The sequence below is a fragment of the Apibacter sp. B3706 genome, from assembly GCF_011082725.1.
Classification (GTDB): Bacteria; Bacteroidota; Bacteroidia; order Flavobacteriales; family Weeksellaceae; genus Apibacter.
This window is the reverse complement of record NZ_CP049715.1, coordinates 124,118-136,184: the sequence shown is the minus strand read 5'-3', so window position 1 is coordinate 136,184 and position 12,067 is coordinate 124,118. Positions and strand designations below refer to the sequence as shown.

11 protein-coding genes are annotated in these 12,067 nt (G+C 30.4%); 3 read left to right on the top strand and 8 right to left on the bottom strand.

Going from position 1 to position 12,067, the window contains the following annotated elements; genetic code table 11:
* Positions 1–94 precede the first annotated feature (94 nt).
* Together G8C41_RS00615 and G8C41_RS00610 are read left to right on the top strand one after the other, a co-directional pair.
* Complete coding sequence (locus G8C41_RS00615; protein WP_166005795.1) at positions 95–412, top strand: YbjQ family protein; 318 nt, start codon at positions 95–97, stop codon at positions 410–412.
* A 13-nt stretch (positions 413–425) separates the two neighbouring features.
* Positions 426–1,100, top strand: coding sequence for a hypothetical protein (locus G8C41_RS00610; protein WP_166005794.1), 675 nt, complete (start codon positions 426–428; stop codon positions 1,098–1,100).
* Between the two features lie 22 nt (positions 1,101–1,122).
* Here G8C41_RS00610 and G8C41_RS00605 read toward each other — a convergent pair whose 3' ends face one another.
* The 5 genes from G8C41_RS00605 to G8C41_RS00585 all read right to left on the bottom strand — a co-directional run bounded on the left by G8C41_RS00605 (position 1,123) and on the right by G8C41_RS00585 (position 5,612).
* The gene (locus G8C41_RS00605; RefSeq protein WP_166005793.1) at positions 1,123–2,517 is read right to left on the bottom strand and encodes a DUF6056 family protein; all 1,395 of its coding nucleotides are present in this window, start codon (positions 2,515–2,517) and stop codon (positions 1,123–1,125) included.
* A gap of 355 nt (positions 2,518–2,872) precedes the next feature.
* Complete coding sequence (locus G8C41_RS00600; RefSeq protein WP_160541763.1) at positions 2,873–4,117, bottom strand: NADH-quinone oxidoreductase subunit D; 1,245 nt, start codon at positions 4,115–4,117, stop codon at positions 2,873–2,875.
* Positions 4,118–4,147: 30 nt separating this feature from the next.
* Complete coding sequence (locus tag G8C41_RS00595; RefSeq protein ID WP_105296884.1) at positions 4,148–4,642, bottom strand: NADH-quinone oxidoreductase subunit C; 495 nt, start codon at positions 4,640–4,642, stop codon at positions 4,148–4,150.
* Positions 4,643–4,659: 17 nt separating this feature from the next.
* A complete protein-coding gene (locus G8C41_RS00590) occupies positions 4,660–5,208 on the bottom strand; it encodes an NADH-quinone oxidoreductase subunit B (protein WP_055424507.1) in 549 nt (182 codons plus the stop codon).
* Between the two features lie 38 nt (positions 5,209–5,246).
* Positions 5,247–5,612, bottom strand: coding sequence for an NADH-quinone oxidoreductase subunit A (locus G8C41_RS00585; RefSeq protein ID WP_105296712.1), 366 nt, complete (start codon positions 5,610–5,612; stop codon positions 5,247–5,249).
* A gap of 244 nt (positions 5,613–5,856) precedes the next feature.
* On the opposite strand from G8C41_RS00585, the gene G8C41_RS00580 reads away from it, so the two are divergent.
* Positions 5,857–8,334 (top strand): TonB-dependent siderophore receptor, encoded by a 2,478-nt coding sequence (locus G8C41_RS00580; RefSeq protein ID WP_166005792.1) that lies wholly within the window; start codon positions 5,857–5,859, stop codon positions 8,332–8,334.
* A 298-nt stretch (positions 8,335–8,632) separates the two neighbouring features.
* Here G8C41_RS00580 and G8C41_RS00575 read toward each other — a convergent pair whose 3' ends face one another.
* The 3 genes from G8C41_RS00575 to G8C41_RS00565 all read right to left on the bottom strand — a co-directional run bounded on the left by G8C41_RS00575 (position 8,633) and on the right by G8C41_RS00565 (position 12,061).
* On the bottom strand, positions 8,633–9,397 hold the full coding sequence (locus G8C41_RS00575; protein WP_166005791.1) for a TIGR03915 family putative DNA repair protein: 765 nt from the start codon (positions 9,395–9,397) through the stop codon (positions 8,633–8,635).
* 16 nt (positions 9,398–9,413) lie between these two features.
* Positions 9,414–10,670 (bottom strand): putative DNA modification/repair radical SAM protein, encoded by a 1,257-nt coding sequence (locus G8C41_RS00570; RefSeq protein WP_166005790.1) that lies wholly within the window; start codon positions 10,668–10,670, stop codon positions 9,414–9,416.
* 248 nt (positions 10,671–10,918) lie between these two features.
* Positions 10,919–12,061, bottom strand: coding sequence for an efflux RND transporter periplasmic adaptor subunit (locus G8C41_RS00565; protein WP_166005789.1), 1,143 nt, complete (start codon positions 12,059–12,061; stop codon positions 10,919–10,921).
* Positions 12,062–12,067 lie beyond the last annotated feature (6 nt).

Sequence of the window (12,067 nt, the reverse complement as noted above, 5' to 3'; positions counted from 1 at the left end):
ACTTCATACGTATAAATTGGTAATTTAAGTGACTATGTATTCAAATTATAAGAATATCTTTATATTTACTTTTATCATTTAAATTTAACAATCAATGATTTTAACTACAACTAACTCTATTGAAGGATCTTCAATCAAAGAGTACAAAGGAATTGTAACCGGAGAAACTATAATTGGTGCTAATTTTATTAAGGATTTTAAGGCTAATCTTACAGATTTTTTCGGTGGCCGATCTAACGCTTATGAAAAAGTATTGGTTGAAGCTAAACAAACCGCATTGAAAGAATTGGAAGAAAAAGCAATTCTTTTAGGAGCTAACGCTGTAATCGGTATTCATTTTGATTATGAAGCCTTAGGAGCTAAAGGCAGTATGTTGATGGTTTCGATCTGTGGCACTGCAGTTGTAATTTAAAATCATATTATTTATGAAAGTTATTTTAATATTTTTTCTTTTGTGGAGCGTTTATAGCTATTCCCAAATGGAAATAGATCAAGAAAATGTTACTGTACTGTTTGAAATAAAAAAAGATACCAGCGGAAAATATATTAAAAGAAGTTTTAAGGATCTTGCTTCAGGGACAGTCTTTGAAATGGAAGCTAATCCCGATCAATTTAATTATGAGGTACGTGAAGATGTTTTACAATATTTAAAAAAAAGAACTCAGAAAAAATTTAAAATAAAAGATTTACACGGAGCCTGGATTTTAAAATCTGTATCGGATTTTTCGGGAAAAAATTTCGAAGAATGGGAAAAATATGAAATTAATGAAACATTAGAGTTCAACTATTTTACTCATTTATTTATAAAAAAGCCTGTATCTTCTACAAGTACATATACAGGATGTTTTAACTTAAATAAAAAAAGTGGAATTCTAACTACTGAATCTGTTTCTGAACCATCCGAAATAACTTTTCCGAAAAATAAAACGGATAAATTTTTAAAAAAATGTATAAATTCTCAATATAACCCGATTCAAGATAGCTTTTATTTATATAAATTAGATTCTGAACATATGATTATTTATAAGTTTGTACCTCTTGATGAAAATAATGAATTATATCGAACGCTGTTTATAAATTACATGAAAATTCATTTTTGATTATCCACCATTTTAAGAATTTTTATTTTCTAAGTATTATTGCACTTTTACCAAAGAAATTTGCCATATTTTTGTTATAAAAATGGTCATTAGTTTCCTTTAAATCGCTTCTAAAAATAGTTTCTGGTTTAATCTTAATAGGCTTAACATAGATTGTATCTTCTTTAGAATTGCGTATAAATTCATACCTTTCCTCCATTTCTTTTTTATATTTTATCATATCACCGCTTACTATGTCTTTATAAGAATGATATAGATTATTTGTTAAATCATAAACTTTCTTATCTTGAACAGCAAATACATAACTAAAAATAGTTACAAATAAGATTACTACTAAAAAATAGGGTGAAATATTAATAGTATCGAAATACGGCATTATAACTATTTTATGTGCTATAATCATGGAGAAGATTAACATTTCAAAGAAAATCACATTTACCGTTCGCAAAGGCGGAAAAAAACCAACGGACCATAAACTTGGAAAAGAACCTAAAAATAAAACAGCTAGTAAAAGAAATATAAAAAATGCTATGGAATGTTTTAAATATGAAAAATTTCTTTTTTTTAGCCATTCCCTTATATTAAATAATACTAAAAGTTGAATTATAAAAACTAATATGAAATATCTTACAATGATCGTTATTGACTTTTTTATAGTTTTTAAAATACATTGAGACAAAGACAAATGATGAGCAATTGTTGATGAAGACCTGAGTTGGTTTCCGGGCGATGCAAAAATGAGCAATGTTAATGCCCCCGCAAAAATAAACAATGACAAATATAATACATCGATTTTCTTATTATTAAAATATGAATAGACGAACAATAGGAAAATAAAAACATCTATATAGATCATGGATATTTCATTGCATCCAATAATTAAAAATACTAATACAAAAACAATGATCTTATAAAAATAATTATCGCATTTTTTTGCCTTTATTATGCTTCCTATAAAAAATAAAGAAAGAATGTTACCTAAATTATAAGTAGCTGAACCCGCCAACCAGTAAAAAGCCGAGGTTATATCCGGTAACATAAAAAAATAGGTAAAGCAAAATGTAGCCATTAAAACCACTGTGATTTTTTTATTTCTTGAAATCTGATAAAACATAAAATATGATCCCAAGACAAATAAAAATATCATTAAGAATGAAAGTACATGATATCCCCCAAACCATCCAAAATAGATTGGATTAGTAATTAATATTCCGGTCGCTGTATACCTACTACCCCAATACATATATTCATAAACTTGTACGTCAAAAAAAGATCTCGATAAAAGTTTAATGGCATATACATAATCATCAAGGATCGGTTCTGAATAAAAACTTAAAAGTAATAAGGGAAATAAAGTTGCTAAAAATAATATTATAATACTCCAATTAAAAAATTTGTAGGGGAAGGTTGATTTCATAAAATATGCTTACACGCTATATACCCCGCAAAATTATTAAATTTAAACTAAAAATAAATAATTTTGTCCCATATTGAAATATATATAATAATTATATGATATTTATATTATAATATACAATTAATGTAAACCACATTATTATTAACACATAAAAAACAACAATTATTATCTATTAAGCCATAATTCAATAAAAATTATAATATATAATGTTATTATTTTTTATTAACAAAGTATCTTAGAGCAATAATAAAGAATATAATTATAAAACATTAAATTATAATGTCAACTATTTCAAAATGAAAAAACTCTCAATAATGAGAGTTTTATATTAATTTAATTTTGTGTTGAGTAACTTTTACGCATCAAGTTCACCCGCAATCACGTTTAAACTTCCTAACGTAATAATAGCATCAGACAGCATTTGGTCTTTGATCAATTCCGGATAGGCTTGGTAGTAAATAAAGCAAGGTCTTCTAAAATGTAATCTATAAGGACTTCTTCCTCCGTCACTAACCATATAAAATCCTAATTCACCATTTCCTCCTTCAACTGAATGAAAAACTTCACCGGTAGGAATATCTGTTTCTCCCATGATAATTTTAAAATGATAGATAAGAGCTTCCATACTGGTATAAACATCCGGCTTATCCGGTAGATAATATTCGGGAACCTCTACATGATAATTTCCTTCAGGTAAATTTTCATAAGCATTTTTAACCAATTTGAAACTTTCCCTCATTTCTTGCAAACGAACCATGAAACGATCGTAAGCATCTCCTGAAGTCCCAATAGGAATAATAAAATCAAAGTCATCATAAGAAGAATAAGGGCTCATGACTCTCACATCATAGTCTACCCCTGCTGCACGTAAGTTTGGACCGGTAAATCCATAATTCAAAGCTCTTTCAGCTGAAATACCTCCTACCCCGATCGTACGATCCATAAAGATTCGGTTTCTTTCCAATAATTTAGCGAATTCTTCCAATCTTTTTGGAAATTCTGCAATAAATTCTTTAATTAATTGATGGAATTTTGGACTAAAATCACGCTCAAACCCTCCAATTCTTCCAATATTAGTAGTCATTCGAGCTCCGCAAACCTGTTCATATAGGTCATATATCTTTTCTCTATCCTGAAATACATAAGTAAATCCGGTTAAAGCACCTGTATCAACTCCCATTACTGAATCGCAAACCAAATGGTCCGCAATTCTTGCCAACTCCATAATAATGATACGCATATAATCAATCTTTTTGGATACTTTCACGCCCAAAAATTTTTCCATGGTCATATGCCATCCCATATTATTTATAGGAGAAGAGCAATAATTAAGTCTATCGGTTAAGGTGGTTATTTGTGAATATGTTCTTCTTTCAGAGATTTTTTCAAATGCACGGTGAATATATCCAACGGTTGATTTTGCTGAAACAATCCTTTCCCCATCCATTAATATTTTATTTTCAAAAATACCATGGGTAGATGGGTGTGTTGGTCCTAAATTTATTTTTTGTAATTCTCCATCGACTTGTTCCTTCACAATGTATTTGTCCACCGTATTGGATAAATCGACCAAATCACTTATATTTTTTTGTTTAGACATTTTTTAATTCTAACTTTTTTAATTTACTAATTATCTGCCGAACATGGCATCATTCTTATCCGTACGGGTAGTATCTTCCAGCGTATATTGTTTTAAAAGCGGATGATAGTCCATATCATCCCTGTTTAAAATCCTTGTTAAATTAGGATGTCCTTTAAATACTATTCCGTAAAAATCAAAAGTCTCTCTTTCCTGCCAGTTAGCTGCAGAATAAATTGAGGTAACCGAATCAATTTCAGGATTCTCAATAGAAAAGAATGCTTTAATTCGTATTCTAAAGTTGTTTATGAAACTATGTAGATGGTAAATAACTCCTAATTCCGATCCTTTATTATTGGGATAATGTATTCCGCACACATCAGTTAAAAAATCAATTTTTATCTCATGATTTTTAATAAATGTTAGTAAGGAAAGTACAATATCTTTTTTTATTTCAATGGTTAAAATTCCATCCGGCTCGTATGCCCTTATAATACCATCACCAAACTCATCTGATATGAGTTGTAATACCAATTGATTATCTATAATTTTTCCTTCCATGATTACGATATTTCATAGGATTTTAACAACTCTTTATATTCAGCAGATTCTCTTCTTCGTAAGCTTTCATTTCTAGCTATTTCTTGTATCTGCATAAAACCTTCTATAATTTGTTCGGGTCTTGGAGGACAACCGGGTACGTATACATCAACAGGTATAACTTTATCTATTCCTTGCAATACAGAATAGGTATCAAAAATTCCACCGCTGGAAGCACAAGCTCCGACAGCCATTACCCATTTTGGTTCTGCCATTTGAGTGTATACACGTTTTAAAACCGGAGCTAATTTTTTGGATATCGTTCCGCAAACCATTAAAAGGTCTGCCTGTCTTGGCGAAAAACACATATTTTCTGCTCCAAAACGCGATAAATCATAATTGGCAGCTTGTATAGCCATAAACTCAATTCCGCAACAAGAGGTAGCAAACGGTAACGGCCATAAAGAATATGACCTTGCCAATCCTATAATTTTATCAAAACTTCCGGCAAAATATCCGGGCCCACTTACTCCTTCAGGAGCATCAACAATCTTAACTTTTTTTTCTGCCATGTCTTTTTTAAAAAATATTTAAAATAGATATTTTATTCCTATTTTTCCCAATCTAACGCTCCTTTTTTAACTACATATACGAATCCTAAAAGAAAAACCGAGATAAAGGTTAATACTGCTAAAAAGCCTTCAACTCCAAAATCTCTGATGTTCAACGCATAAGGATAAAAGAAAATAATCTCAATATCAAATAGTACAAATAATATTGCTGTTAAAAAATATTTAACTGAAAAAGGCGAACGGGCATCACCTTCATAAGCAATCCCGCATTCAAAGGTATCATCCTTAACTTTACCGTGTACTCTCGAACCTAACATTGCTGAACCGACCAGTGCTATCACACTGAAACCCAAAGCAACTGCAACCTGTATAAGTACCGGAACATAATCTATAGGTAAACTCATCCTTTCTAATTTATTATACTTTTTAATTTAGATTGCAAAGTTAATATATTTTTTAGAGTTGATCTCTATTTAAACCTGTAAACATCACCTAATTAGTCCTTATTTTATTCATATTAAAAAATCGTTCAAAAACACATATCTTATTATATTTCAACTGTTTATAAAAAAAGATAATATAAAAACACCTTTTTTATTTGTAATTGGTCTAAATTAAAATTATATTTGCCCAAAAATAAAAATTATTATGAAAAAAACATACATAGCTTTTGTTCTTTTATGTTTAGGGCAGCTTCTAATAGCGCAATATACATCAGGGATCAAAGGATATTTATTTGATGTAGAAGACAAACCGATAAAAAAAGCAACTTTCTACATTGACGGTGAAAAAATTTCTGAGATCGACAATCAAACCGGTTTTTTTGAAATATCGGGATTAAGTGATGGATTTCATAATTTGACCATTTCTTCTCCTAAATTCAATGATTATAACGAATCCTTTATTCTCAATCCTGATGAGGTAAAAGAAATTAATATAACATTATACGGTAAAGGAGATATTGATGATGTTACTATATACGGAACTAAACAAATACATGGTTTAGACATGATTACTCGTTTGCCGGTTGCTCCGAGAGAATTACCACAAAATATATCCGTAATTTCCAGTGAAATTATTAACGAACAGGGTGCACTTACTATAACCGATGCAGTTAGAAATGTTCCGGGGGTTAATTTATTCGGTACTTATGGGGGGTCTTCGGAAAGTATGTCTATCAGGGGATATCGTGGAACTCCTGTATTGAAAAACGGAGTTCAGGTTGATTCCGATTTTCGTTCTGCTTCTCTTTTGACTGATATGCAAGGGGTATCAAGCATCCAAGTTTTACGTGGATCAGCGGCTATAACTCAAGGTATTGGTAACGGATTAGGAAGTCCGGGAGGTGTAATTAATGTAGTTACCAAGACTCCATTATTTTTAACCGGAGGAAATGTTGCTATTGAAACCGGAAGCTGGGGGTTATTTCGACCAACTTTTGATTATCAAACCATTTTGGACAAAAAAGGTACTGCTGCATTTCGTTTAAATGGTGCATATCAAAGAGCGGACAGCTATAAACCAAGAGTTGACAATAATAGAGTTTATATAAATCCTTCTTTTGAATGGAGACCGGATGATAGAACGACTGTTACATTGGAAATGGATTATATTAATAACAATATAACTCCCGACAGAGGTACTGTAAATTCAACTGATGCCGATAAAAATAATTTATTAGATGCTACGCATAAATTTTTTGGCTGGGCAACGGATAATCAAAATACTAGGACTACAACCTATAGCGCCAAAATTGTACGAAAATTAAATGAAGTATTAAGTTTACGTGCCTTATATGCGGCATCAATAAACAACGAAGAAACTTATGGATTAGGTTCCATAGCTAGTCCATATACCTTTAATGTAGAAGCAAAAGGACAAAAAATTTCGGATTTTTTAAGACGTACAAGAACTCTAACTTGGTCCGAAAGTGAAGATAAAAACAAAGTGATTCAGATTGATTTAATTGGAAAAAATTTATATACCGGTAAAGTTAAACATACTTTTCAAACAGGATTTGATTATAAGATCAATAATACGAATTCTACCACTCACGGAAAATACAGAAAAGATAAAGACGGAAAAGTTATCTTAGATCCAAAAACCGGATTGCCTCTTATTGACAGATCCATTGAAGTTGATATTATTAATATATTTGACAAAATACCTAATGTATTACCTAAGGGAATCAATAAATCATCTTTTGATGCCATAGCTTCTACCAGCTCCAGCGAATCTGAAGTTTATGGTATTATGATTCAAGATGCTGTGGAAATCAATGAATATATAAGAGCCAATGTTGGATTACGTTATAGTCAAGATGCTAAAAAACCCAATATAGGAGCTGCTAATGAAGCATGGGATCCTTTTGTAGGAATCATGGTTAGTCCGGTAAAAAATATAAGTCTTTTTGGTAATTATGCTACTACAACCAATTTGCGTTCAGCAAGTAATCCTACCAAAGATGGAGGGACTATTGGATCTTCAGTTACTAACCAATTTGAAGTTGGAGTTAAATCTGATTGGTTTAATAAAAAATTGGATTTCAATGTAACCTATTACTTTATTAAAAATAATGATATTTCATATCAGATATACGAAAATGGAGTGGGAACAGGCTTTTACTCTAAAGCAGGTGATTTACGTAGAAACGGTATTGAAATTGAGGCAAACGGGCATATTTTAGAAAATTTACAAGTAATTTTAGGATATTCTTATTCGGATGTTCAATATAAAAACAGTGTTGCTTATGTAAACGGTTCCAGACCAATGAATGCTCCATATTCTACCGCTAACGGATGGGTACAATATTTATTTAATCGAGGAACATTAAAAAATCTTGTTTTGGGTGTAGGTGTTTATTATGTGGGAGATCGCCCAATTAATGACTACAGTTCAAACTTAAGAGCAGATGGACACGGTTCAACACCGGGCATTAAACCTTTCAACATGCCGGATTATACAACTGTTAATGCTCAATTGGGATATACGTATAAAAAAGTTGGTTTGAAATTCTTCTTTAATAATATATTCGATAAAATTGGTTATACTTCATATTATAGAGGAGGTTATATTAATCAAATCGATCCTAGAAATTTTAAACTTCAACTTTCATATAATTTCTAATTTTTTCATAAAATAATTTTTAATTACACTATAAAAACTACCTGCTTTGCAGGTAGTTTTTTATTTATAAAAGATTTTTATTTCTTAATAATTCAATATGATATAAATAGGATTGATAATTTTTGAAAATTAACTTATGACTTATACCACTTTTGCCAGGTTTAAAATTCCGTATGTATTACGTAATTTTTCATGTGTCTTAAAAACTTGTTTACATTTTTTGAAACGAAATTGAATATATGAGTTATTCTTCAAAATAGATGACCTAAGAAATTAGAGTTCAAATACCTTTTTATATTTATTGCATTTCTGTGAGATATTTCCAATATCTTTTAGGCATATGTTGTTTTTGTAGTTTCAAATTAATTCTCTCTTTTATTGATAAAGCTTGAAAGTATTTTTTCCACGATTCTTGAAATAAAATTTCTTTTGAATCTAATAATTTTTCGTTGGGTTGATCTGAATTAAAATATTCATTATCGCTTTCCAAAGTCATTTCAATCACTACTTTTCCATCATAATAAAATCCATAATTGCGGTTTAAATCATAAATAATCCAAGACTGTGAAGAAAATCGATCTTTAAAATGAGGAATCGCCAATGGTAAACTATTATAAATTGGATATACGGGAGCAAAAAAAATTCCGTCTTTCGACTTTTTAAATCTTACAAATTGTTTCCAATTATAGCCTTCTTTGTATACTTTTTTAGCCAGATTATGAATGTTAATAATGACTTCATCCCCAAAATCAGTATGTCCAGTAAATTTTGTATCAATGGCTTTTTTAATAAATTTATATAATAGCCAATCTCTATCGTCTTGCTCTGACAACCATACAGCTTGCATCATATTGAGAGATTCTTTAGACATCTTTTTCTCTAAATATGCCCAAGTTTTACTAACTATTTTATCTCGTGTTTGTATTTCAAGTAATTGATCAACGAACAAAGGGGGTATTTCTCCCGATTGAATTAATAGTTCAGGAAAAATTTTTCTTTCATATGCTTCATAAATTACACATAAAAGTCCATCCAACGATTTATCGTAAGAGAATACTATCATAATTTTAATAGCTTTTTTAAGGGAAAATCAAAGATATTTGATTGGTGTTTTGGGATGTATGTTTTTTGTTTACAAGTATTTTTTTTACGAATTCAGGCTTTATTTCATTAATTGTTGTTCCTGACGAATTTCTACAAGTAATAAAATATTGGGCTCTTTTTATGATAACACCTATTTTTTTTAATTGATACCTATCTAATTTACCAAACTTACGGGAAGCTATAATCAATTTAGCCGATTTAATTCCGATGCCGGGCACTCGTACTATTTGCCTGTATTCTGCTGTATTTACATCAACAGGAAACATTTCGGGATGACGAAGAGCCCAGGATAATTTTGGATCTACTTCCAAATCAAGGTTTGGGTTTGTATCATCAATTATTTCATCAGCCGTGAAATGATAAAATCTCATTAACCAATCCGCCTGATATAATCGATTTTCTCTTACTAGAGGCGCTTGTTGTAAAGCAGGAAGTCTATTGTCGTAAGGATTGACCGGTATGAATCCCGAATAATACACTCTTCTCATGCTTGATTGCATATATAAAAGTGAAGAAACTTTCAATATATCTTGATCGGTTTCATTAGTTGCTCCAATAATCATTTGTGTACTCTGCCCGGCAGGGGTGAATTTAGGAGTAGATTTATATTTTTTCTTTTCTTCTTTATATTCTAATACCCCGTTTTGAATGTACTTCATAGGTGCAAAGACACTTTTATGGTCTTTTTCGGGAGCTAAAAATTTGAGATTTTTTTCTGTGGGTATTTCAATATTTACGCTGAGCCTGTCTGCATATAATCCGGCTTGTGTAACTAATTCTTTACTGGCGCCAGGGATGCTTTTCATATGGATATATCCATTATATTTATGAACCGTTCGGAGTTCTTTAATTACCCGCACCATTCTTTCCATTGTATGATCCGGACTTTTAACCACTCCTGAACTTAAGAATAAGCCTTCTATGTAATTCCTTTTATAAAATTCTAGGGTTAATTCCACCAATTCCTTAACGCTAAACGAAGCTCTTTTTATATCATTGCTTTTACGACTAATGCAGTATGCACAATCGTACATGCAATAATTGGTCATCATAATTTTTAATAAGGAAACACATCGTCCATCTTCAGTAAATGTATGACAAATTCCTGAAGATGAAGTTGAGCCTATACCTCCGACTTTACTCTTTCTTCCAACTCCACTTGAGGAACAAGAAACATCATATTTAGCTGATTCTGCTAAAGTTGCGAGTTTATTGATAATTTGTTCATTCATATATAACAAAATTACAAATACTGCTATTTTTAAGGAAATATTAAATCATAAAAGAAACTTAAATATTTAATTAACAACTACTTAAGATAAATTTTTTATTTAGTTTTTTTAAATTTAGCCATTAAAAAAAACTATTTTCATAATTGGATGTTATTGATCATTTAATTATGCCAAGTTGTGTTTATTAACTTGCCATAACCAAATGACTGATTTTTATTATTTATTCAATAAGTTTAGTAATTTTTTAATCAGTGATTATGTCCGGATTCCATTTCTCCTGATTGTAGATAATAAACCCCTGAAATTACAAGTTCTTGATGAGGATCTAAATTAGTCACTTCCAAAAAATTATTATTTGAATTTCCAATTAGTATTTCTTTTTGTTCTATTTGATTATTTTTTCTAATAAATACATAATTTTTACCTTTTTCTTCATATACTGCCTCTTTAGGTACAGTTAGCACTTCTTTACTTTTATTAATTATATATGCATTTACAAATCGATTTTCATAGAAATTTGTGTCAGGCAATTTTGTTTGAATATCTGCATGAACCTGTATGGTGTTGTTTTCGGTACTTGTTACTTTACCTATGATGTGAATTGTTCCTTGTAAGGTATCTGAAATTTCAGGCAATGTAAATTCAATTTTTTGTCCTACAAAGAGGGTTGAAGCATATTTTGCGGGAACATTTAGTTCCACATGAAGTTTTTCCTGATTTATTATTAAGAATAATTCATCTGTAGTTGTTATTTGTTTACCGGGAGAAATTTCCTTTGCTTGAATAAATCCACTTAAAGGACTTACAATTTTTAATTCCGGATTAATTTTTCCTGTTTTAATTATAGTGGCAGGAGAAAATCCCAGTAATTGTAATTCAGATTTCAGACTTTCATATTCTGCAGTTGAAACTTGATATGTTGCTAAAGATTGTTCATACGATTTTCTGCTAATTGCATCACTTTCTAATAGGGCATTTTTTCGCTGATAATCCTTATAAGCTAAGTTCATTGTATAATAACTCTCTAGAAATTGTTTTTGTAAAGAGATGAATGAAGGGTTATTTACCGTTGCCAATTCTTGCCCCTTACGAACGAAATCACCGGTTATGAAGTTTATTTTTCCAATAAATCCATCTACTTTACTATGTATAGATGCCTTATTTTGAGGCAAGGCATGTATGACGCCGGTAACCATAATTTTGGATTCAATGGGACGTAATTCTGCAGTACCGAATTTTATATCATTGGTTTTAATCTGTTCTTCGCTCAAGGTAATTCCTGAATGTACACGGGATTCTTTTTCGATAGAGTTTTCTTTATTTTTGGATGAACAGGAATAACTAAGCAATATTGAAATAAAAAATAGTATTATATGAGTTATTATTTTCATGATGGA